General features: G+C 57.5%; 17 protein-coding genes. 11 read left to right on the top strand and 6 right to left on the bottom strand.

Annotated elements, in window-relative coordinates:
• Positions 1-191 precede the first annotated feature (191 nt).
• Positions 192-710 carry an outer membrane protein OmpX gene (ompX, locus tag BH712_RS06870; RefSeq protein WP_006809499.1) on the top strand — a complete coding sequence of 173 codons (519 nt, stop codon included), beginning with the start codon at positions 192-194 and terminating at the stop codon, positions 708-710.
• 496 nt (positions 711-1,206) lie between these two features.
• Here the strand turns inward: ompX and BH712_RS06865 are convergent, their stop codons facing one another.
• Together BH712_RS06865 and mntS are read right to left on the bottom strand one after the other, a co-directional pair.
• On the bottom strand, positions 1,207-2,790 hold the full coding sequence (locus BH712_RS06865) for a phosphoethanolamine transferase (RefSeq protein ID WP_006809498.1): 1,584 nt from the start codon (positions 2,788-2,790) through the stop codon (positions 1,207-1,209).
• A 269-nt stretch (positions 2,791-3,059) separates the two neighbouring features.
• Positions 3,060-3,188 carry a manganase accumulation protein MntS gene (gene mntS, locus BH712_RS06860; protein ID WP_001303253.1) on the bottom strand — a complete coding sequence of 43 codons (129 nt, stop codon included), beginning with the start codon at positions 3,186-3,188 and terminating at the stop codon, positions 3,060-3,062.
• A 183-nt stretch (positions 3,189-3,371) separates the two neighbouring features.
• On the opposite strand from mntS, the gene mntR reads away from it, so the two are divergent.
• The 8 genes from mntR to BH712_RS06820 all read left to right on the top strand — a co-directional run bounded on the left by mntR (position 3,372) and on the right by BH712_RS06820 (position 13,002).
• On the top strand, positions 3,372-3,845 hold the full coding sequence (mntR, locus tag BH712_RS06855) for a manganese-binding transcriptional regulator MntR (protein ID WP_001081699.1): 474 nt from the start codon (positions 3,372-3,374) through the stop codon (positions 3,843-3,845).
• Entirely contained in the window at positions 3,842-4,951 is a 1,110-nt protein-coding gene (locus BH712_RS06850; protein WP_006809497.1) for an anion transporter, read from the top strand. Before mntR ends, BH712_RS06850 begins: the two co-directional genes overlap by 4 nt.
• A 101-nt stretch (positions 4,952-5,052) precedes the next feature.
• Positions 5,053-6,147, top strand: a complete 1,095-nt coding sequence (locus BH712_RS06845) for an HlyD family secretion protein (RefSeq protein ID WP_006809496.1) — start codon at positions 5,053-5,055, stop codon at positions 6,145-6,147.
• A complete protein-coding gene (locus BH712_RS06840; protein WP_006809495.1) occupies positions 6,144-7,715 on the top strand; it encodes a DHA2 family efflux MFS transporter permease subunit in 1,572 nt (523 codons plus the stop codon). Before BH712_RS06845 ends, BH712_RS06840 begins: the two co-directional genes overlap by 4 nt.
• Positions 7,715-9,238 carry an efflux transporter outer membrane subunit gene (locus BH712_RS06835; RefSeq protein WP_006809494.1) on the top strand — a complete coding sequence of 508 codons (1,524 nt, stop codon included), beginning with the start codon at positions 7,715-7,717 and terminating at the stop codon, positions 9,236-9,238. Before BH712_RS06840 ends, BH712_RS06835 begins: the two co-directional genes overlap by 1 nt.
• Before the next feature lie 282 nt (positions 9,239-9,520).
• Entirely contained in the window at positions 9,521-10,897 is a 1,377-nt protein-coding gene (locus BH712_RS06830; RefSeq protein WP_006809493.1) for a glycoside hydrolase family 1 protein, read from the top strand.
• A 51-nt stretch (positions 10,898-10,948) separates the two neighbouring features.
• Positions 10,949-12,271 carry a PTS sugar transporter subunit IIC gene (locus tag BH712_RS06825; protein WP_006809492.1) on the top strand — a complete coding sequence of 441 codons (1,323 nt, stop codon included), beginning with the start codon at positions 10,949-10,951 and terminating at the stop codon, positions 12,269-12,271.
• A 14-nt stretch (positions 12,272-12,285) separates the two neighbouring features.
• Positions 12,286-13,002: a GntR family transcriptional regulator gene (locus tag BH712_RS06820; RefSeq protein ID WP_006809491.1), complete on the top strand. Its 717-nt coding sequence runs from the start codon at positions 12,286-12,288 to the stop codon at positions 13,000-13,002.
• 44 nt (positions 13,003-13,046) lie between these two features.
• On the opposite strand, the gene ldtB is transcribed toward BH712_RS06820, so the two are convergent.
• Positions 13,047-13,967 carry a L,D-transpeptidase gene (ldtB, locus tag BH712_RS06815; RefSeq protein WP_006809490.1) on the bottom strand — a complete coding sequence of 307 codons (921 nt, stop codon included), beginning with the start codon at positions 13,965-13,967 and terminating at the stop codon, positions 13,047-13,049.
• Positions 13,968-14,189: 222 nt separating this feature from the next.
• On the opposite strand from ldtB, the gene BH712_RS06810 reads away from it, so the two are divergent.
• Entirely contained in the window at positions 14,190-15,785 is a 1,596-nt protein-coding gene (locus tag BH712_RS06810) for an ABC-F family ATPase (RefSeq protein WP_006809489.1), read from the top strand.
• 93 nt (positions 15,786-15,878) lie between these two features.
• Here the strand turns inward: BH712_RS06810 and BH712_RS06805 are convergent, their stop codons facing one another.
• Positions 15,879-18,242 carry a glycoside hydrolase family 31 protein gene (locus BH712_RS06805; protein WP_006809488.1) on the bottom strand — a complete coding sequence of 788 codons (2,364 nt, stop codon included), beginning with the start codon at positions 18,240-18,242 and terminating at the stop codon, positions 15,879-15,881.
• 17 nt (positions 18,243-18,259) lie between these two features.
• The gene (locus BH712_RS06800) at positions 18,260-19,561 is read right to left on the bottom strand and encodes an MFS transporter (RefSeq protein WP_032673568.1); all 1,302 of its coding nucleotides are present in this window, start codon (positions 19,559-19,561) and stop codon (positions 18,260-18,262) included.
• A gap of 286 nt (positions 19,562-19,847) precedes the next feature.
• On the opposite strand from BH712_RS06800, the gene BH712_RS06795 reads away from it, so the two are divergent.
• Positions 19,848-20,921 carry a LacI family DNA-binding transcriptional regulator gene (locus tag BH712_RS06795; protein ID WP_006809486.1) on the top strand — a complete coding sequence of 358 codons (1,074 nt, stop codon included), beginning with the start codon at positions 19,848-19,850 and terminating at the stop codon, positions 20,919-20,921.
• Here BH712_RS06795 and BH712_RS06790 read toward each other — a convergent pair.
• A complete protein-coding gene (locus BH712_RS06790) occupies positions 20,918-22,174 on the bottom strand; it encodes a DUF1479 domain-containing protein (protein ID WP_006809485.1) in 1,257 nt (418 codons plus the stop codon). The genes BH712_RS06795 and BH712_RS06790 overlap by 4 nt on opposite strands.
• Between the last annotated feature and the right edge of the window lie 80 nt (positions 22,175-22,254).

The following is a 22,254-nucleotide window of genomic DNA, read 5'->3' as shown; positions in this document are numbered from 1 at the left end:
TAAATGGCGATGACGCGCACTATTAGCATTTACCGGTGAAAATCTGGTGTTATTTTAACGAGATAGCTTGTGCTGGAAATGTTCTGTTACAGGAAAGGTCGCATTAGACATCGTGAATGACAAAGAGTTTCACAGAATTTTTTGATATATTTAAAACTTACGGACTTACTTGAAGCACATTTGAGGTGGTTATGAAAAAAATTGCATGTCTTTCAGCACTGGCAGCTGTTCTGGCTGTTTCCGCAGGTACCGCTGTAGCGGCAACTTCTACTGTAACTGGTGGTTACGCTCAGAGCGATATGCAGGGCGTGATGAACAAAACCAACGGTTTCAACCTGAAGTACCGTTACGAGCAAGACAACAACCCGCTGGGTGTGATCGGTTCTTTCACTTACACCGAGAAAGATCGTACTGAAAATGGCTCTTACAATAAAGGTCAGTACTACGGCATCACCGCGGGTCCTGCTTACCGCCTGAATGACTGGGCAAGCATCTACGGTGTTGTAGGTGTTGGCTACGGTAAATTCCAGCAGACCGAAAACGAAGGTCTGAACCGTACTGCAAGCAACAGCGACTACGGTTTCTCTTATGGCGCTGGTATGCAGTTCAACCCAATCGAAAACGTTGCTCTGGACTTCTCCTATGAGCAGAGCCGTATCCGCAACGTTGACGTTGGCACCTGGATCGCGGGCGTAGGTTACCGCTTCTAATCACTTCGGTGAGCCAGTAAAAAATCCGCCCTTTGAGGCGGATTTTTTTTTGTTTGTACCATATCCCCATGGGAGAGGGCTGGGGTGAGGGGGAACATACGACTCTGGTGGTCATTCCGTTCACTTTATGTTCCCTGCTACTCTGTCACGGCATGACCGGTGAACGTGCCAGGGTGGCTCAGTCGCCACCACCCTGGCGACCCGGGCTTCCGGCGGTAAATCGCCGCTTCGCGGTGCCCTCGGCTTATTCCTTCCGGCTTATCGGGGACGGGCGGAGGTAACATCCCTGTAAAGCCCGCCCTCTCGGCGCATCCCTGCGCCTCGCCCCGGCCTACAGGAAACGCCTCAGCGATTTACAGCCGGACCGAGGCATCGCTGAAAGCCTTCAGTTATTCTGAAGGCAACGTTATTGCTTCTGTTTTGAAATTACTGGGGAACCCTCTCCCGGTGGGAGAGGGCCAGGGTGAGAACATCAGCCCGCACGAGACGGCAGAGATCACTTACTCTTAATATCGAAAATATCCGTCCCAAGATGGTTATAGTCGACTTTCTGTAACTTGAAGTTGGTAATGTAGACTGGCGGGCCCTTCTTCCCGGAGATAAACGGGTAATCATTTTTTATCTCTTTCGCCTTAATCCCCGTCCACTGGGAGAAGAATTTCAGGAAATCGTTCGCGGAACGGCGAGCTTTGATGATGCGATGCGTTTTGTCATCACTCGACAGCACCATAAACGGTACCTGGAAATTCTGCTGGTATTTATCATCGTGGGCGAGATACTGCACCTCTTTACCGCGCTCCTTAAACGCCAGCCCGTGGTCTGAGAAATAGACCATTGAGAAGCTGTCGCCGCTGTTGCGCAGCTGTGCGTAAAGTTTGCTGAGCAGATCGTCGGTTTGCGTCATGGTGTAGAGGTAGCAGGAGGTCTCTTTCGACTGCACAAACTCGGTATATTTCCCCTGCGTGCGGTCGCAGGCCTGCGGGTGAGAACCCATCAGGTGCAGGACGATCAGCTGCGGCTGGGTGCGCTGGGTGGCAAAAACCTGCGCGGTCATTTTTAACAGCGCTTCATCCTGCGTATTTTTATCCGCTTCAAAGTCACCGCTTTTCAGGAACTGCACCTCGTCGGCACGTTTAGCGATGCTGGCAATGGCGGTATCATACTCGCCGATCTGTCCCTGGTTGGAGAACCACCACGTCTGAAAACCAGCCCGGTTGGCCAGGGTGACAAAGTTATCCTGAAACTGCGGTTTTCCATCCACCACGCGGTTGAGCGTCAGACCGAGGGATTTTTGCGTCGAGCCGCTGGCCGCCACGTAGTCAGTAAACAGCGTACCGTTGACGGTGCTGGCAAACGGCGTGTTATCCCAGTGGCCGCCAAATGCGCCGAGCGCATCGCGACGCGCGCTTTCGCCGATCACCACCACATAGGTGTGGTACTTCGGCTTCACTGCCAGCACGTTCCAGGTGTCTTTCATCGTGGAAAGCTCGGCCATACGCGCCTGCTCGTCGAGCACTTCCTCGTTATTCACCACCACGTCTTTGACGAAGCGAAATACCGGATAACCGGTATCTTTAAGCTTAAACACGCCGCCCCAGGCCAGATTCTGTACCGGCGCAACAAAAAACGTCACCACGCTAAAGGCCAGACACAGGCTTTCTATTTTACCCCATGCCTTTTTCTCAACCTGCTTACGGCGAACCGCAATCACGCCCAGGCCAAAAATGAAAAGGCCAACCACGTAGTTGTACCACGGGAAGATCGTCAGGATCTCCGTGGACTCTTCCATATTGGTGGAGTGCAGCGCCAGCAGGGTATTAAAGTTCGGCGCGCCGTAGGCCTGGCCAAACGGGAAATAGGCCGCGGCGACCAGAGAACAGATCCCGATAAGCACTTTCTGCACGCGCGGTGCGCTTCGCCACAGCAGGTGAAGGATGCAGGTAAACCCGACGGCATAAAGCAGGCTGAAGGGATAGCCAAGGGCAAAGTTAATCAACAGCGATTGCAAAAAATAGAATCCCGTCCACGGGCTTAAGGCCCGGCTGCGGGTAACAAGTGTATCAATCAGGGTTACGTTCATAGATCACTATCACGAAAACGCCATGTGCTCACCCTGGCGTCAAGGGTCAAAGCCTGCCGGACAGTGCGTGGAAAGGGAATGAGAGGTCCGCTTCAGCGAGCCGCAAATTGTGCAGGGCTGCAAGAAGATAGTGCGAGCGTGAATTAAGGTCAACAGTTGCTAAACAGATGTTTTGCGAAGGGGGCTGCAAATCCGTAAAAATAATCGGGAATAAAGCAGTTTACAGCGGAAATGTGACAGGAAAATGAAGCGGCGTACCGCGACGCCGCTTAGTGGGAAGATTTGTCGTCCTGCTGCGGTTTGGCGTTAAACATATCGCACAGCATGTTCAACAGCATTAAACGCACTTTAAAAGGAGAGTGGGTAAACACGTTCATACACCTCTTGAATTCATTCATAAGACCTCCTGATTCATGATCCCTTCGATCCGTGAAGGGTGACTGCATTACATACAGATATAGCACAGGCTATATTGTATAGCTATGGCTAATTCGTTAATTTTTTGTGCTTGTAGAGCTATGGTTTACAATGTGCGCTCCGTTACAGGGCGCTGGAAGCGTCAACCCCATTGAGGAAGCACAATGAACCGTCGCGCAGGTAAGCCAACAACAAAAAAAACGACGCAACTGGTGAACGTTGAAGAGCATGTGGAAGGCTTCCGCCAGGTGCGCGAGGCGCACCGCCGGGAGCTGATTGATGATTATGTCGAACTGATCTCTGATCTGATTCGTGAGGTTGGAGAAGCGCGCCAGGTGGATATGGCCGCGCGGCTGGGGGTCTCGCAGCCAACCGTTGCCAAAATGTTAAAACGTCTGGCGTCAGTAGGGCTGATCGAGATGATCCCCTGGCGCGGGGTGTTTCTCACCGCTGAGGGTGAAAAGCTGGCGCAGGAGAGCCGCGAGCGTCACCAGATCGTCGAGAATTTTTTACTCGTGCTGGGCGTCAGCCCGGAAATTGCCCGTCGGGACGCCGAAGGTATGGAACACCATGTCAGCGAAGAGACGCTGGTGAGGTTCCGCGAATTTACGCTTAAATACGGTCCCTCCGCTGAATGAACATCCCCGGCTTGCAGGCCCTGAAACGCGATCGTTTTTTCCATCTTTTACTTCTCATTGGCGTGGGGCTTAGCGTCTTTGTGCCCTTTGCGCCGCAGACCTGGCCTGCGGCAATAGACTGGCGCACCATCATTACCCTGAGCGGTTTGATGATGCTCACCAAAGGGGTTGAGCTGAGCGGCTATTTTGACGTGCTGGGGCGCAAAATGGTGCGCCGTTTTGCCACCGAGCGCAAACTGGCCCTGTTCATGGTCTTTTCGGCGGCGCTGCTGTCGACGTTTCTCACGAACGATGTGGCGCTGTTTATCGTGGTGCCGCTCACCCTCACGCTGCGTAAGCTGTGCGAAATACCGGTCACCCGTCTGATTATCTTTGAAGCGCTGGCCGTCAATGCTGGCTCGCTGCTTACACCGATCGGTAACCCGCAGAACATTCTGCTGTGGGGACGCTCTGGCCTGTCGTTTACCGCGTTTACCGGGCAGATGGCACCGCTGGCGCTCGCGATCGTGGCGACGCTACTCGCGGTGGGCTGGTTTGCTTTCCCGAATAAATCGTTGCAGTACCACAGCGGTACCACCGGCCCCCAGTGGCAGCCGCGTCTCGTCTGGAGCTGTCTGGGGCTGTACATCGTTTTCCTTACCGCGCTTGAGTTAAACCAGGCGCTGGTGGGCGCGCTGCTGGTGGCGTGCGGCTTCCTGTTCCTCGCCCGGCGGGTGCTGGTGAGCGTCGACTGGACTCTGCTGCTGGTCTTTATGGCGATGTTTATTGATGTGCATCTGCTGATCCAACTCCCGGTATTGCAGAACGTTCTCCATAGCGTCAGCGGTCTGTCCCAGCCAGGCTTATGGCTGACAGCGATTGGTCTCTCGCAGGTTATCAGCAACGTGCCGTCCACCATCTTACTGCTTAACTATGTTCCCCCGACGGTACTGCTGGCGTGGGCGGTCAACGTCGGCGGCTTTGGGCTGCTGCCTGGTTCGCTGGCAAACCTGATCGCCCTGCGCATGGCAAACGATCGCCGTATCTGGTGGCGCTTCCATCTCTGGTCAATCCCGATGCTGCTCTGGTCAGCGGCGGTCGGTTTCGGACTATTCCTTCTCATATAGTGCGCAATTTGTCAGTTTTTCCTGGCAAATGTATAGCAACGTCCTAGCTTTAGTGAACGGCATAGTGTGATGCCGCTCACTGACAGGACCGTTGCTGAACTATGGCAGAAGATCAAAACCCACCTGCTGACGAGCAGGATAAAAACAATAACGAGCGCAAGCGCCCGGGCAAAAAACCGTTAATTATCCTTGGCATTGTGGTCATCGTGATGGTGATCGTGGCGCTGGTCTGGTGGTTTTTAACCCGTAACGAAGAGACCACCGACGACGCCTTTACCGATGGCGACGTGGTGACGATCGCCCCTAAAACGGCGGGCTACGTGACCGAGCTTCGCGTACGGGACAACCAGCGCGTGAAGAAAGGGGATGTGCTGGTGGTGATCGATCCTCGCGATACCACCGCTCAGCGCGATCAGGCTCAGGCCCAGCTTGGGCTGGCAATTGCGCAGCTGCATCAGGCGCAGGCGCAGCTGGCGCTCTCGAAAGTGCAATATCCCGCCCAGCGCGATGAAGCCAAAGCTCAGGTACTGAAAGCCCAGGCGGATATGGCCAACGCGCAGGCAGAGTACCGCCGTCAGCGCGGCGTTGACCCGCGCGCGACCACGCAACAAAGTATCGATGCCGCGAACGCCCAACTGCGGAGTGCTCAGGCGGGTCTGGCCAGCGCGCAGGCGCAGCTGGAAGTGGCGGAGCAGGTTCAGCTGCAAATCCGCCAGCAGGAGACCAACGTCGAAGCCCGCGAGCGTCAGGTCGATCAGGCCAGAGCGCAGCTGGAAACCGCCAACCTGAACCTCTCTTATACCGAGGTCCGCGCCCCGTTCGACGGTTTTGTCACCAAACGCAACGTCCAGCCCGGCACGCTGGTGCAGGCGGGTACGGCGCTGTTCTCGCTGGTTTCCCCGAACGTGTGGGTGGTGGCGAACTTCAAAGAGTCGCAGCTTGAGCGCATGAAGCCGGGCGACAAAGTGACCGTGTCCGTCGATGCCTGGCCGGATATGGAACTTGAAGGCCATATAGACAGTATTCAGCAGGGCAGCGGCTCGCGCTTCTCCGCCTTCCCGTCGGAAAACGCGACCGGTAACTTTGTGAAGATCGTTCAGCGCGTGCCGGTGAAAATCGTCATTGATAAAGGTCTGGATCCGAACAAGCCGCTGCCGCTGGGGCTGTCGGTTGAACCGAAGGTCACCGTGGAATGACGGATCACAGCCACGATAACTGGAAGCCCGCCAGTAACCCGTGGGCGGTGGCGATTGTGGTCACCCTGGCGGTGTTTATGGAAATTCTGGACACCACCATCGTCAACGTGGCGCTGCCGCACGTCGCTGGCTCGCTCTCGGCCAGCTATGACGAATCCACCTGGGTGCTCACCAGCTACCTGGTGGCGAACGGCATTGTGCTGCCCATCTCGGCCTTTCTGAGCCGTCTGTTTGGCCGCAAGCAGTTCTTCCTGATCTGCATTGTGATGTTCACCATCTGCTCGTTTCTGTGCGGCATCGCCACCGAGCTATGGCAAATCATCCTGTTCCGCGTGATGCAGGGCTTCTTTGGCGGCGGGTTGCAGCCCACCCAGCAGTCGGTATTGCTTGACTACTTCAAGCCGGAGGACAGGGGCAAAGCCTTTGGCCTTTCATCCATTGCCATTATTGTCGCGCCGGTACTTGGCCCCACACTGGGCGGCTGGATCACCGATAACTACTCCTGGCGCTGGGTGTTCTTTATCAATATCCCGGTAGGGATTGTGACGGTGCTGGCCATCTACCAGCTGCTGGAAGATCCGCCGTGGGAGAAAAAGTCGGAAGAGAAGCTTACCGTGGACTGGACGGGGATCGGCCTGATCGCCCTCGGTCTTGGCTGTTTGCAGGTGATGCTCGACCGGGGCGAAGATGATGACTGGTTCTATTCGAACTTTATCCGCACCTTCGCGGTGCTGACGCTGGTCGGCATTATCGGCGCCATCTACTGGCTGATGTATGCCAGAAAGCCGGTGGTGGATCTGCACTGCATGAAGGATCGCAACTTTGCGGTCTCCAGCCTGCTGATGGCGGGGATGGCGATGATCCTGTACGGCAGCTCGGTAGTTATTCCGCAGCTGGCGCAGCAGGATTTGGGCTATACCGCCACCTGGTCCGGTCTGGTGCTCTCGCCCGGGGCGGTGCTGATTGTGCTGACCATCCCGCTGGTGCTGAAGCTGATGCCGGTGGTGCAGACGCGCTGGATCATCGCCTTCGGCTTTACCTGCCTGGCGGTGTCGTTCTTCTGGTCCCGCACGCTGACGCCGGATATCGATTTCGAAACGCTGGTGCTGTTCCGCAGCGCCCAGTCGATTGGCCTGGGGTTCCTGTTTGTACCGCTGACCACCATTGCCTTTATCTCTATACCAAGGCGGCTTAACGCCGACGCGGCGGCGCTGTTTACCATGTTCCGCAACGTGGCCGGTTCGATTGGGATTTCGCTCTCGACGGCGGCCATCACCGAGCGTTCGCAGGCGCACAGCGCGCATCTGGCTTACCACGCTTCGCCGTTTAATGAGCAGTTCCAGCTGGCGATACGCGAAAGCGCCCAGGCGATCCAGAACTTCACCACGCAGGTGGGCGATCCGACCGGTATTGCCACCGGGCGGATGTACCAGACGATGATCGAGCAGTCGCGCTTTCTGGCCTACATCGACGTCTTCACCATCCTGAGCGCGGTGGCCCTGGTACTGATTCCGTTTTGTTTGTTGCTCTCGCCGGTTAAGAGCGAGGGGAGTGCAGGAGCACACTGATGATACACAGACGTTTACACCCCCTGATGATAATGATGCTGCTGGCGGGCTGCGCCGTCGGGCCGGACTACCAGCCGCCCGCGCCGCCCGCCACCACGCACTGGAACGATAAGGGCGACAGCGCGGTGAAATCGCAAACGTCCTCCGCCGCCGCCAACCCGCGGTGGTGGAAAACCTTTGGCTCGCCGCAGCTCGACAGCCTGATTGAACGTGCCATCGCCGGGAATCTGACGCTACAGCAAACGGTATTACGCATTGCCGGCGCGCGCGAACAGATTAACCAGGCCGGTGGGGCCTTTTTCCCGTCGGTGAATGGCAATGTGCAGGCGACGCGCCAGCAGCTTGGGCTGGAAGGGGAGCTTAAATCCCACGGCGTGTATGACCAGTTAGATAATATCGATCCTGAACTGCGGGGCGCGTTAGGCCCGTTGACGCAGCCGATTAACCTCTACCAGGGCAGCTTCGACGCCCAGTGGGAAATCGACCTCTGGGGCAAGGTGCGTCGTCAGGTGGAGGCCGCCGAAGCGCAGCAGAAAGCGGCGATAGAGCAGCGTAACGATGCGCTGGTGTCGCTGGAAGCCGAAGTGGCGCGGGCGTGGCTACAGCTGCGCGGGGCACAGAGCATTATCGCCACGCTGAATACCCAGATTGAAAGCGCGCAGCAGACGCTGGATCTGACCGAAAGCCGTCAGCGGGGCGGGCTGTCACCGCAGATGGACGTAGAAAACGCCCGGGCGCAGCTGGGCAATCTTGAAGCGCAACTGCCGCAGTATCAGGCGCAGGAGCGCCAGGCGATGAACGGGCTGGCGATCCTGCTCGGCAAGCCGCCGGGTGCGCTGGATGCCGAACTCCAGTCCGTGCAGCCGATGCCCGCGCTGCCGGATATTGTGCAGACCGGTATTCCGTCCACCCTTGCGCGCCGTCGCCCGGACGTGCGCGAAGCCGAGGCGAACCTCCACGCCGCCACGGCGCAGATTGGCGTGTCGGTGGCACAGCTGTTCCCGAGCTTTACCCTCTCCGGGCAGTTCGGCCTGCGCAACAGCGAATCCAACTGGCTGACCGACTGGAGCAGCCACTTCTACAGCTTTGGCCCGCAGGTCTCCATTCCCATCTTCCAGGGCGGTCGGCTGGTCTCCAGCGTCAAGGTGGCGCGCGCGCAGCAGGGGGCAGCGGTGCTGGACTACCGTCAGACGGTGCTGACGGCGCTCGGGGACGTTGAAAATGCGCTGGTGAGCTATCGCACTGACCAGCAGCGTGAGGCGGGCCTGGCTAAAACGATCGATGCGCTGCAAAACGCCTTTGATCTCGCCAGTGACAGTTACCGGCAGGGTATCGCCAGCTTTATCGACGTGCTGGACGCCCAGCGCCAGCTTGCTCAGGCCGAACAGCAACGGGCACAGGCGCAGGTGCAGAGCGCGCTTGACCTGGTGGCGCTCTACAAAGCCCTCGGCGGCGGCTGGGAGCCGTATCAGCAGGTGCAGTTGCCGGACTACAGCGTCTTTGGCGACGCTCCGCGCGGATAGATTCGGAGGATTGGGCAAGAAACGGACAGGGACGCCACATTCGCGATGGCTGGGGGGCGGATATCACTCACAGACACCCAATCGCCATGCGAGGAAAGCGTTATGCGTTATCAAAATCAGCTTGCACAACAATAACCTTCCTCGCCCTGGTAGCGCTTCGCTTACCGGGGCTTTTTTTTCCGCACTGCTCACAAAAAACGATCCTTCTCTTTGATCGAAATTTCATCTTCGCCTATATGACTAGTCATTAAATTTAAATGACTAGTCATATAGGGAGAAAGCATGAACAATTTGCTGCCAGCCAACTTTTTATGGGGCAACTCGGTGTCCAGCATGCAGACGGAAGGGGCATGGAACGAGGGTGGGAAGGGCATGTCGGTGTACGACATCCGCGAGGCCGGGGAGAACACCTCTGACTGGAAAGTGGCGACTGACTCCTATCACCGCTACCGGGAAGATTTCGACCTGATGCAGGATCTGGGCATGAACTGCTACCGCTTCCAGATCTCCTGGAGCCGCGTCTGCCCGCTGGGTGACGGCCCCTTCAACGACGAAGGCATTGCGTTTTACGACCGCTTTATTGACGATCTCATCGCCCGGGGTATTGAGCCGATGGTCTGCCTCTACCACTTCGATATGCCGCTGGCGCTGGCGCAGGCGTACAACGGCTTCAACGACCGCCGCGTGATGGAGGCTTTTATCCGCTACGGCAAAAAGATGATCGACTGCTTCGGCGACCGCGTGAAGTACTGGCTGACCTTCAACGAGCAGAACATCTTCCATATGCCGGAAGCCTTCCGGATTTCGGGCTATCTGAAAGGCGAGCAAACCCTGCGCGAGCTGTATGAACTTCAGCACCATACGATGGTGGCGCACATGTCGCTGACCGAATATCTGCACCAGACCAAACCGGGCCAGCTGATGGGCGGCATGCTGGCGCACCAGCTGATCTATCCAGCCACCTGCAAACCGCGCGATATTTTCTGTGCCCAGCAGTACGATGAATTTCTCAACCAGAACCTGCTGCGCGTCTTTGCCGGTCAGGGCTACAGCCCGGCGGTGATGGCGGTGGTGGAGCAGGAGGGCTTCGGTGATATCTATCGCGCCGAGGATTTAGCACTGCTGGCGCGCACGAAAAACGACTATATGGCCTTCAGCTACTACGCCAGCAAAACGCTGGACAGCGATGCCATCCCGGAAGGCACGCCAGTGAACTATTACCTGCTGCACGGCGAAAAAAACAACCCGTACCTGAAGGCCACCGAGTGGAACTGGCAGATCGATCCGCTGGGCTTTCGCACCATCATCACCCGCTATGCCAACGACTGGCGGATGCCGGTCTTCCCGATTGAAAACGGTATTGGCGTCATTGAGTCCTGGGACGGCGTAAATCCGATTGAGGACACCTACCGCATCGACTACCACCGGGCGCACATCGAGGCCATGAAGGAGGCGATGTTCGAGGATGGGGCAGAGGTGATCGGCTACCTCGGCTGGGGGTTAATTGACATTCTCAGCTCCCAGGGCGACATGCGTAAGCGCTACGGCGTGGTCTATGTCAACCGTGAAAACCATGACCTGAAAGACCTGAAGCGCGTGCCGAAGAAGAGCTACGCGTGGTTAAAACAGGTTATCCATACCAACGGACGCGAGATGTAAGCCGTACGCTGCCGGGCCGTTTTTGTGACTGATTGATGGGAACTATCCGCTATGTCTGAAACAAAAATAACACCGCACATGCAGTCTTTTGTCGACAGATTTGTTGAGTTTTCAGCGCGCCTGGCAAATCAGGTGCATCTTCGCTCTCTGCGCGATGCCTTCGCCACGGTGATGCCAATTTTCATCCTTGCCGGACTGGCGGTGCTGGTGAATAACGTGGTGTTTCCATGGGTGCTGGAAGGCGACACGCTCACGCAGTTTAAGGTGTGGGGCGAGGCGATCATCAACGGCACGCTGAACATCGCCGCGCTGCTGCTGGCCCCGATGATCGCCTGGTCGCTGGCGCGCAACAAAGATTTCGACAATCCGGTCTCGGCAGTGGTTATCGCCGTCAGCAGTTTCATCATCATGATGCCGATGCGCTTACAGATTACGCCCGTCGGCAGCGACGCCGCGGTGAGCGTCACCCAGGTGCTGACGTTCGCCAATATCGGCTCTACCGGGATTTTCGCCGGGGTGCTGATTGGGCTGCTCTCAACGGAGCTGTTTATCGCCATTTCGCGGCTCAAGGCGCTGCACATTTCGCTCGGGGAAAACGTACCGCCAGCGGTGAGCAAATCCTTTACCGCGCTGATCCCGACCATCCTCACGCTCTCGCTGTTCGCCGTGCTGGCGGCCATACTGGCGAACGTACTGCACACGGATCTGATCCATCTTATTACCACCTTTATCCAGCAGCCGCTGCGGCTGATCAACACCAGCCTGCCGGGGACGATTTTCATCTACAGCTTCGGCAACTTCCTGTTCACCCTCGGTATTCATCAGTCGGTGGTCAACAGCGTGGTGCTGGAGCCGTTCCTGCTGATCAACACCAACGAGAACATGCTGGCCTTCGCCAACGGCCAGCCGATCCCGCACATCATCAACAATATCTTTGTGCCGACCTTTGGCATGGTGGGCGGCACGGGCAGCACAATCTCATTGCTGATCGCGATCTTCATCTTCTCCAGACAGAAATCAGCGAAGCAGGTGGCGCGTCTGTCGCTGGCCCCGGGCCTGTTTAACATCAACGAGCCGGTGATTTTTGGCCTGCCGATTGTGTTTAACCTGCCGCTGATGATCCCGTTTGTCCTCCTGCCCGCTATCGGCATTTACTTTGCCTGGCTCTGTACCACGCTGGGATTGATGTCGCGCTGCGTGGTGATGATCCCGTGGACCACGCCGCCGATCCTCAGCGCATGGCTGGCAACGGCGGGGGACTGGCGGGCGGTGGTGGTGCAGTTGGCAATCATCGTATTTGGTGTATTCTTCTACCTGCCTTTCCTCAAAGTTGCCGAGCGAGTGGCCTTGAAAAACAGCGGGATAGAAAACTAATTTAAGGAAGGACGATGGCGGCGAAGTACATCACCATAGCGCGGGAAATTAAGAAACGCATTATCAGCCAGCATTACGCCGCCAATGAACCGCTGCCGGACCAGTTCGCGCTGGCGGCGGAGTTCAGCACCAGCCGGATGACCATCCAGCAGGCGATGCGTCAGCTTATCGTTGAAGGGCTGGTTTATACCCGTCAGGGGCAGGGCACGTTCATCCGCAAAAACTTCCTTCAGCTCTCGCAGTGGGATCTCTCCGGCAGCGACTACTTCGGGGCGACCAAAACCTGGGAACATTTAGGCACGGTGACGAGCCAGGTGGTGCACTTCGAACTGCGCTTCCCGAACGAGAAAGAGCAGGCATCGCTGATGATCAATCCGGATACGCCGATCTATGACTTTATCCGCCTGCGTTTACTGAACGGTGAGCCGATGTCTCTGGACGCGACGGTAATGCCGCTCAATCTGGTGCCCGGCCTGAACAAAACCCATCTCGAAAGTTCGGTGTTCCAGTATGTGCAGGAGACGCTGGGGCTGAAGATCATGGGATCGTATCGGGTGGTGCGGGCGCTGAAGCCTAGCGCGCTGGATATGCAGCATCTTGTCGGTGAGCAAACCGACCCGGTGCTGGAGGTGGAGCAGGTGATCTATCTGGAAGATGGTACGCCGCTGGAGTACGCCCATTGTCACTATCGCTATGACCATGGCGGCATAGTTATCGTGAATAACGGATAAAAAAAAGCGGGCCTCGCGGCCCGCTTTTTTAATTTGTTTTGCGATTAGTTCAAACGCACCGGCATACCGGAACGGTTCTGAATCGCCTGGTCAACGATGGCCGTCTCAACATCCGCCTGAGAGGTGACAGACTGCACCGCGCTGGTCAGCGTAATCGGTACGATTTCGTTGTTGTTGATCTGGTCTTCGCTGGTGGACAGCGGGTTGTGCACTTCAATGTAACGGCTGCCGTCCGGCTCTGACGTCGCTTTCACCGGTTCGTTAATGAACTGGACGCGCGTACCCACCGGCACGTTATCGAACAGGAATTTGATGTCTTCATTACGCAGACGCACGCAGCCGTGGCTTACGCGCAGGCCGATACCGAAGTTGGCGTTAGTACCGTGGATCGCATACAGACGACCAATGTACAGTGCGTACAGACCCATCGGGTTATCCGGGCCGGCAGGTACAACGGCGGGCAGTGGCTCGCCAGCAGCAATGTACTCCGCGTGCATTTTGGCGGTCGGCGTCCAGGTTGGGCCTGCTTTCTTACGCTCCACTTTGGTGGTCCAGTTCAGCGGGGTGTCTTTACCCAACTGGCCGATACCGATTGGCAGCACGATCACGGTGTTGGTGCCTTTCGGGTAGTAATACAGACGCATTTCGGCGCTGTTAATCACGATGCCTTCATGCACGGTATCCGGCAGGATCAGCTGCTGTGGAATATTCAGTACCGTACCCGCTTTCGGCAGATACGGGTCAACGCCCGGGTTCGCTTCCAGCATGTTAGAGAGGCCGAGCTGATACTGGGCCGCGAAGTATTCCAGCGGCTGAGTGTTACCTTCCGGCACCGTCACCACCTGGTTTTCACCCACCAGACGGCTTCCGTCTGTCGGCAGGGGATACGTCACCGCAGACGCGGTCTTACAAAAACCTACTACGGCTAACGCCGCCGCAAAAAGCGTTGTTAATTTCATGTTCATGTTATGCGAGGTATCTAAGCCATTCTGGCGATGAGTTGATAAGTCTGAATCTGTAATGGGAGCGCATTATATGTGCATTCCCGTTAACTGGGAATTCAGATGTGTACGAAATCACATTTTTTTCGATTTTGTTAAAGTTTAGTGGATTACCGCAACACGGGATCTCAATTCGGAATTGTGGCATAATGCCGTGTTTATCACACTTTTCGCAGGAATCTCTCCGTGTTAGTTACCAGCAACGTCACTATGCAGTTTGGCAGTAAGCCGCTGTTCGAAAACATTTCCGTCAAATTTGGCGGCGGCAACCGTTACGGCCTGATTGGTGCCAACGGTAGCGGAAAATCCACCTTCATGAAGATCCTCGGCGGCGATCTGGAGCCAACGCTCGGCAACGTGTCGCTCGATCCGAACGAGCGCATCGGTAAGCTGCGTCAGGATCAGTTCGCCTTCGAAGAGTTCACCGTGCTCGACACCGTGATCATGGGGCACGCGGAACTGTGGGAAGTGAAGCAGGAGCGCGATCGTATCTACGGTCTCGCGGAAATGAGCGAAGAAGACGGTTACAAAGTGGCCGATCTGGAAACGCAATACGGCGAAATGGACGGCTACTCTGCGGAAGCGCGTGCGGGCGAACTGCTGCTGGGCGTGGGCATTCCGGTTGAACAGCATTACGGCCCGATGAGCGAAGTCGCACCAGGCTGGAAGCTGCGTGTGCTGCTGGCACAGGCGCTGTTCTCTAACCCGGACATCCTGCTGCTCGACGAACCCACCAACAACCTGGACATCGACACCATCCGCTGGCTGGAGCAGACGCTGAACGACCGCGACAGCACCATGATCATCATCTCGCACGACCGTCACTTCCTGAACATGGTGTGTACCCACATGGCGGATCTGGATTACGGCGAGCTGCGCGTTTACCCGGGCAACTACGATGAGTACATGACGGCGGCCACCCAGGCGCGTGAACGTCTGCTTGCCGACAACGCCAAGAAGAAAGCGCAGATTGCAGACCTGCAATCCTTCGTGAGCCGCTTCAGCGCCAACGCTTCAAAATCGCGTCAGGCCACCTCACGTGCTCGTCAGATCGACAAAATCAAGCTGGAAGAGGTGAAAGCCTCCAGCCGTCAGAACCCGTTCATTCGCTTCGAGCAGGACAAAAAGCTGTTCCGTAACGCGCTGGAAGTGGAAGCCCTCAGCAAAGGCTTCGATGACGGTCCGCTGTTCAAAAACTTCAACCTGCTGCTGGAAGTGGGCGAGAAGATTGCCATCCTCGGCGCCAACGGCGTGGGTAAATCCACAATGCTGAAAACCCTGGTGGGTGAACTGCAACCGGACAACGGTACCGTGAAATGGTCTGAAAACGCGCAGATTGGTTACTACGCGCAGGACCATGAATATGAGTTCGAAAACGACCTGACCGTCTTCGACTGGATGAGCCAGTGGAAGCAGGAAGGCGACGACGAGCAGGCGGTACGCAGCATTCTGGGACGTCTGCTGTTCAGCCAGGACGACATCAAAAAGCCTGCTAAAGTGCTCTCCGGTGGTGAGAAGGGCCGCATGCTGTTCGGCAAGCTGATGATGGAAAAACCAAACATCCTGGTGATGGACGAACCGACCAACCACCTGGATATGGAATCGATTGAATCGCTGAACATGGCGCTGGAGATGTATCAGGGCACCCTGATCTTCGTCTCTCACGACCGTGAGTTCGTTAGCTCACTGGCGACCCGCGTGATCGAAATTACGCCAGAGCGCGTGGTGGACTTCACCGGTAACTACGAAGATTACCTGCGCAGTAAAGGTATCGAGAGTTAAAACAACCCCCTCACCCCGGCCCTCTCCCCAAAGGGGAGAGGGTGTTCAAGTTCCCTCTCCCCTTTGGGGAGAGGGCTAGGGTGAGGGGATCTGTTACAGCACCCACTCGCCCCCTTCAACTCCGTTCACCCGCAACGTACGTTTTTCCCCAACAGGCAACGATACCTTCAGCGCCTTCCACGCCGGACGATAGTCGCCGCGCGCGTTGACCTTCAGGTTAATGGTCGCGCCGTCGCACACCATCTCCCATTCCACCCACAGCGCGTTGCCGTTCTGGTAGCCCCAGCTTTCGCCGTCGTCTTCGAACAGCAGCCCGGAGGTGGTGCCGACGCCTTTCACCGGGAACAGTTTAAGCTCGCGGGTATCGTCTTTATCGGCGCTCACGTGACGGATGCGTTCGCTGAGCGGTAAACCGGCCCCGGCACGCACCAGCAGCGGCAGTTTTTCCAGCGGCGCGTCGAGAACGATCGACTGGCCGCCCGCATACCACGCGTGAGTGTAAAAATCGTACCAGCCGGTATCGTTATCCGGCAGCCAGACGCGGCGTTCGCGCTGCCCGGCTTCGACGACGCTGGCGACCAGCAGGTCGCGGCCCAGCAGGAAGTCGTCGCACTCTTCAAAGGTTTGCGCGTCGTGCTCGTGGTCGAGGAAGGTCGGGCGCAGCATCGGCTCGTCGTCGGCGTGCGCCTGCCAGAGCAGGGTGTAGAGATACGGCAGCAGACGGTAGCGCAGCTCAATCGCGCTGCGAATGGCGGGCGTGACGCCGGGATACATCCACGGCTCGTTCACGGTGCGATCGTCATTCCACGAGTGGATGGTAAAGCGCGGGTGCATCACGCCGTTCTGCACCCAGCGCACGAACAGCTCGGCGTCCGGCTTGTCACCGGAGAAACCGCCCACGTCGTGACCGACGTTGAACAGCCCGGAAAGGCTCATGCCCAGCCCCATGCGGATGTTATAGCGCAGGGTGTCCCAGTTAGTGCGGTTATCGCCGCTCCAGGTCTGAACGTAGCGCTGCATTCCGGCGCAGCCGGAGCGGGAGATGAGATACGGACGTTTCTCCGGGGCAAAGCGCTGCTGTGCTTCCAGCGAGGCGCGCATCATCAGCAGCGGCATCACCGGGCGAATGTGCTTGATGGCAATCTCCTGGCCGAAGCCAAAGCAGCGCGCTTCCCCGTCCCACACTTCATACTCGTTGTTGTCGTTCCACGTGGAATCAATGCCCATCTCCAGCAGCTGGGTAGTGACGCCGTTCTGCCACCACTGCACCGTCTGCGGGTTGGTGAAGTCGAGGTGCGACCCTTCGTCATCCCAGAAGCTGGAACGTTCCGGTGCATCGGTTTCTGAATCACGAATGAACAGGCCGCGTTCCGCCACTTCGCTGTAGCGGGGATGATCCTGCAACAGACACGGCTTGATGTTTGCCGCAAGCTTCAGCCCCGCGTCGTGGAAGGCCTGGCTCATCACCTTTGGCTGCGGCACCTTGTCGTAGTTCCAGTTAAAGACGTAGCGCTTGCCGTTGATGGAGGTATAGCCGGAGGAGAGCTGGAACGAGTCGCACGGAATGGCATGCTCATCGCACAGGCGGATGAAGTTCATCAGCTGGTTTTGCGCGTCCGGCGCGTCGGTGTAGTGCATGGTCGAGCCGCTGTAGCCCAGGCTCCATTTCGGTCCGAACAGCGTTTTCCCCGTCAGGCGCACGAAGGCTTTGGTCACGTCCAGCACGCGCTTGCCGGTAAAGATGTAGTAATCAATATCGCCCGCTTCCGCCTGCCAGCGGCGGTAGGCGGTGTGATAGTTGTCGATCTCGTTACCCAGATCCAGCCAGCAGCTGCTCAGGTTATCGTAGAACAGGCCGTAGCTCACGTCGTCGCGACGGGTGAGGGTGAACGGGATGTGCTTGTACAGCGGATCGGTGCTGGCCGCGTTATAGCCCATCGCGTCCAGGTTACGCATCTCATAGCGCTTGCCGTTGCGCTGTAAATCACCCGCTTTCTCACCCAGACCGTAAAAACGCTCGTCCTTGCGGCGGCTGAGATAGTGCGCCACCCCGTCACCGTGGGCGTTGAGCAGGTAGGCGCTGGTCGGGCGGTCATTGACCAGCGGCTGCCACTCGCCCGCCTCATTGCGGTAGTGCCACTCCAGCCACAGCGGCTGGTGGACGGTCACGCGCAGCTGTTCAGTCGCTACGGTTAATGTGTCGCCCTGTTGCGTCAGCGTCCAGGCCGGGCAGGAGAAACCGCTCAAGTCGTCACGACGGCGGCCTTCCCACGGCACGTCTTGTTCCGGCGCAATGCTCCAGGTACGGTCCAGCGCCAGCTCGCCTTTGCGTTTTATCAGCACGCGAAACAGGTTCTCTTCCAGCACATACAGGCACAGGCGGTGCTGATTATCCACCAGCAGTTCAAGATGGTTTGCCGACTGCGTATCGACGGTCCAGTTTTTCAGGGTTTTCATATGCAATACATCCACTATCAGGCGCGCTTGGCGCGACGTTCAGCAATAAATGCCACCAGGAAAACAGCGCCAAGCAGGTCAAAGAAGCCCATGGCGATAAAGAGCGGGTTAAAGCCGATTTTGTCGGCGGTCACCCCGATTAACAGCGAGAACAGGAAGCTGGCGATCCACGCTGCCGAGCCGCGCATGCCGTTGACGGTCGCCATCTGGCCTTTGTCGAACGACTCCACGACCAGCGCGCTGAGCATGCAGGAGATAATCTGGTGCCCGAAGCCGCCGATGGAGATCAGCACGATGGTGATATACGGGTCGCGGGTCACGGCGACGACGGCGAGAGAAATCATCAGGAACGCGCCGGTGACGGAGCTTGCGACGACCGAGTTAACGCGGGTGCAACCGAACCAGCGGGTGTACAGCCGCGTCAGGTAGCCGCTCGCCACGCTGCCGAGATCGGCGGCCAGGAACGGCAGCCAGGCAAACATCGCAATCTGTTTCAGATCCATGCCGTGCTCTTTGGCGAGGTACAGCGGCACCCAGAAGCTCAGCACGGCCCAGGCCGGTTCCGCCATAAAGGCCGGAATGGCGATACCGTAGAAACGTTTGTTCTTCGAGACGGTTTTCAGCGCGGTCAGAAAAGGCAGTTTGACCGGTGCAGGTTCGTTATCCTGCTTGATAAACGCCAGCTCATCGCGGCTCAGGTTCGGATGCTGTTCCGGGTTGTGATAAAACGCCCACCACAGGATCACCCACAGCAGCGCCAGCACGCCGGTAAACATAAACGCACCCTGCCAGCCGAACGACGCGTGCGCGAAGTAGATGATAGGCGGGGCCAGCATCGCACCGATGGAGAAGCCCACCCCCGCCCAGCCTGCGGCAACGGGGCGTTCTGATTTCGGGAACCATTCACCGATAGTTTTGGCGTTCGCGGGCGTGGCGGCGGCCTCTGACGCCCCCATACAGAAGCGCAGGATCGCGAGGTGCAGCCAGCTTCCGGCACCCGCGTGGAAGATACACATCAGCGCCCAGATCCCGGCGCAGACCATAAAGCCGATTTTCAGGCCGATGACGTCAATCAGCCAGCCGCACAGGGGCTGGAAAATGGTATAGGCGATCTGGAACGCACCGACGATCCAGGAGTACTGCTCGGTGGTGATCCCAAGGCTCTCTTTCAGTTCCGGGGCGAGAATACCTAACGAGTTACGGGTGATGTAGTTGACGGTCACGCCAAGAAGAAACAGCACCAGTACGTACCAGCGCAGGTTCCTGATGACGCGACGGGTTTTGCTTGTCGCAACGGTGTTATTGATGTCCTGACTCATTTTCTTCTCCACAAGACGGACGGTAAGGGGACAAAGGTTCAGGCGTCACACAGCGTCAGGTATTTGAAAGTTATCAGTTTTAGAGTGCCATGCTGCTATACAACTAGTATGGAAGTTGTGTGACAGGTTCACCTTAAGAGAGAAATTGAGCAGGGAATAGTGGATTTTGTGCAAACTTTCTCATAACCGAGGTCTGTTTTTCGGCATTATGGCCCTCAGACAAGTTATTACCTGATAAACATGCTGTGAAAATTTTTTCATTTCACATCCGGAGCCAGATCACAAAATGGACAAAAGGCTTAAAATCAACGAAATCGCCGCCCGTACTCAGCTCTCCATCAGCACCGTTTCCCGCGTGCTGGCGGGGAAGGCAAACACCAGCGAAAAGGCACGGGCAAAGGTGCTGGCATGCGCGCGGGAGTTGGGGGTAATGGACGGTATGGCGGCGGGGCGTTTGCTGCTTAACAGCCTGGTGGTGTTCGCCCCGCAGCGCGCCTTCGATGAGCGGTCCGACATCTTTTACTACCGCGTCATCCAGAGCGTGAGCAAAGGGCTGGCCTCGCACGAGGTGCGTCTGCGCTACTGTGCCCTGGAGGAGAACGACAGCGATGCCCAGCTGTTTCTGGCCCGCATGAACGAAGCGGACACCCAGGCGGCAATCCTCCTCGGTATCGACGATCCGCATATCCACGATCTGGCGGTAGACGTGGGGAAACCCTGCATGCTGATTAACTGCCGGGACCGCCACATGCGCCTGCTCGCCGTCGCGCCTGATCACCGCGCCATTGGCGAGCGGGCGGCGGAGTACCTGTTCGAGATGGGACACCGTGAGGTGATGAACGTGCTGTGCCTGCGTCGCTACACTATGGAGCTGCGCCTGTCCGGGATCCGTGACGCGTGGCACGGCCATAACCTCAGGTTCAGCGACAGGCGCGACCTGCTGGTGGTGCCGAGCTTCAGCGCCAGAGAGACGGAGCAACTGGTGAGCGAGTGGCTTCACCAGCAGCAGGGAAAAGACCTGCCGACGGCGTTCCTGGTAGGGGGTGACTTTATGGCGGCGGGCACCATCAGCGCCCTGCAAAACCACGGTCTGCGCGTGCCGCAGGACGTGTCGGTGATGAGCATTGACGGCTTTAATCTGGCCGCCATCCAGGACGTGCCGCTGACGGCGGTGCATGTCCCCCGCGATGAACTGGGAACGGAAGCGGTGCATATGCTCCAGCAGCGGCTGATGCGCCCGGATGCGCCGGTGGGAACCTTGCTGCTTAACGGCACGCTGACCGTACGGGAGTCGGTACGGCGGATACGTCAGGGGAAACGACGCACCGCCGTGGAGCGGGAAGGGCTGTACGACAGTTAGACCATGCCCAGCGCGCGTTTGCCGTGGATGTTGAGATCGTTCACGGTAAAACGGTCCTGCCAGCTCTTTTCATAATCCTCGCGCGGGAAGTCTCCCGGCGACGCGCCGGTTTCCAGCGCTTCCTTGACCTTTTTCGCGTAGGCGAGATTTTTCTCGCACATCGGCGCGGCAGGAATATACATCACGTTGCCCCAGCCCTGCTGATTTTCAACCGGCGCGACGGAGTGGATCACGTCGCAGTGCCACCACACGGAATCACCGGCTTCCAGCGCCGGAATGCTGGTCAACGCTTCAATCAGCAGCGGGTGCCACTTCTCCGAAATGGGCAGCACGCGCCCCGGCGCCACGCCGCACAGCTCGTCTTCCGGCACGTCATCCAGCAGCGGACGCAGCAGAATGTAAGCCATTGCTTCCGGGATCGGCACCACGTGCAGCAGACCCTGGCCGGGGATCATGTCCGACAGCGCCGTCCAGCCCTGGAAGGTGCGGAACACCGAGCATTTGGTGGTGTTATCCACGGTGTACTCTTCCACTTCGGTACGGTGCGCGGCGTTCCACGGATCGTATTTGTCGACGTTGCCGTCAAACACGCGGGCAAAGACCTGCTGATAAGCGGGCAGCAGCCAGCGCTCGAGCGCGCCGGAATCGGTATGCGCCCCCAGCCCTTTTGAGGTGGTTCCCGGTGGACGGCGGCGGATGCGGTCCGGGTAAATCACGCTCACGTCCGGGTCGAACCACTGTTTACCGTTGCTCTCGAATGTCCATAAACGGTTCAGGAACGACTGCACCTGTGCCATCTCTTCACTCTGGCGCGCCTGCATTTGCGCCTGTGACCAGTAGATCGGGTAAATCTCCGGACGAGAGGCCGTTAGGGTGCCGAAGAAGTTATCGCCCGGTCCTTTGTACACCTCGTCAAATTTGTTCAGATCGAGGTAGTCGAGCATCGACTGATCCCATGCCAGCGCCTGCTCACGCGGGAAGTGGCCTTTGATCACCGCGCAGCCGCGGCGCTTAATGGCCTCGCGCTGTGTGTCGGTAATCGTGCCGTTTTTCACATCCGTAAACGGGATCACCGGCCAGACGGTTTCGCCTTTATTCTTCAATGCGTTAATTTCCGCCACGCGGGTGGCGATTTTGTCACTGAGCCGGTCGAAAACCGCCTGGACGTCACCGATCTGGGCCCGTAGCTCGCGTTTCATCTGCCGAATTGCCGCTTTGTGGTCCGCTGGCAACGTTTCGCTGGTAAAGGTCATAACTGCCTCGCATCTTTCATTCGAAAGTAAAAGTGTCTACAAGTGATACTTTAAGTTAAAAATAAGTTAATGCAAGTTTA

This window comes from Enterobacter hormaechei ATCC 49162, from assembly GCF_001875655.1.
GTDB lineage: Bacteria > Pseudomonadota > Gammaproteobacteria > Enterobacterales > Enterobacteriaceae > Enterobacter > Enterobacter hormaechei.
The sequence above is the reverse complement of the archived record's forward strand: the minus strand, read 5'-3'. Positions and strand labels throughout refer to the sequence as shown.

What these genes read in the sequence shown, in the direction of transcription:
- ompX (WP_006809499.1), top strand. Translation starts at nt 192, where the DNA reads ATGAAAAAAATTGCATGTCTTTCAGCACTGGCAGCTGTTCTGGCTGTT.
- BH712_RS06800 (WP_032673568.1), bottom strand. Translation starts at nt 19,561, where the DNA reads ATGAGTCAGGACATCAATAACACCGTTGCGACAAGCAAAACCCGTCGC.
- BH712_RS06805 (WP_006809488.1), bottom strand. Translation starts at nt 18,242, where the DNA reads ATGAAAACCCTGAAAAACTGGACCGTCGATACGCAGTCGGCAAACCAT.
- BH712_RS06825 (WP_006809492.1), top strand. Translation starts at nt 10,949, where the DNA reads ATGTCTGAAACAAAAATAACACCGCACATGCAGTCTTTTGTCGACAGA.
- BH712_RS06845 (WP_006809496.1), top strand. Translation starts at nt 5,053, where the DNA reads ATGGCAGAAGATCAAAACCCACCTGCTGACGAGCAGGATAAAAACAAT.
- mntS (WP_001303253.1), bottom strand. Translation starts at nt 3,188, where the DNA reads ATGAATGAATTCAAGAGGTGTATGAACGTGTTTACCCACTCTCCTTTT.
- mntR (WP_001081699.1), top strand. Translation starts at nt 3,372, where the DNA reads ATGAACCGTCGCGCAGGTAAGCCAACAACAAAAAAAACGACGCAACTG.
- BH712_RS06850 (WP_006809497.1), top strand. Translation starts at nt 3,842, where the DNA reads ATGAACATCCCCGGCTTGCAGGCCCTGAAACGCGATCGTTTTTTCCAT.
- BH712_RS06795 (WP_006809486.1), top strand. Translation starts at nt 19,848, where the DNA reads ATGGACAAAAGGCTTAAAATCAACGAAATCGCCGCCCGTACTCAGCTC.
- BH712_RS06830 (WP_006809493.1), top strand. Translation starts at nt 9,521, where the DNA reads ATGAACAATTTGCTGCCAGCCAACTTTTTATGGGGCAACTCGGTGTCC.
- BH712_RS06790 (WP_006809485.1), bottom strand. Translation starts at nt 22,174, where the DNA reads ATGACCTTTACCAGCGAAACGTTGCCAGCGGACCACAAAGCGGCAATT.
- BH712_RS06835 (WP_006809494.1), top strand. Translation starts at nt 7,715, where the DNA reads ATGATACACAGACGTTTACACCCCCTGATGATAATGATGCTGCTGGCG.
- BH712_RS06865 (WP_006809498.1), bottom strand. Translation starts at nt 2,790, where the DNA reads ATGAACGTAACCCTGATTGATACACTTGTTACCCGCAGCCGGGCCTTA.
- BH712_RS06820 (WP_006809491.1), top strand. Translation starts at nt 12,286, where the DNA reads ATGGCGGCGAAGTACATCACCATAGCGCGGGAAATTAAGAAACGCATT.
- ldtB (WP_006809490.1), bottom strand. Translation starts at nt 13,967, where the DNA reads ATGAACATGAAATTAACAACGCTTTTTGCGGCGGCGTTAGCCGTAGTA.
- BH712_RS06840 (WP_006809495.1), top strand. Translation starts at nt 6,144, where the DNA reads ATGACGGATCACAGCCACGATAACTGGAAGCCCGCCAGTAACCCGTGG.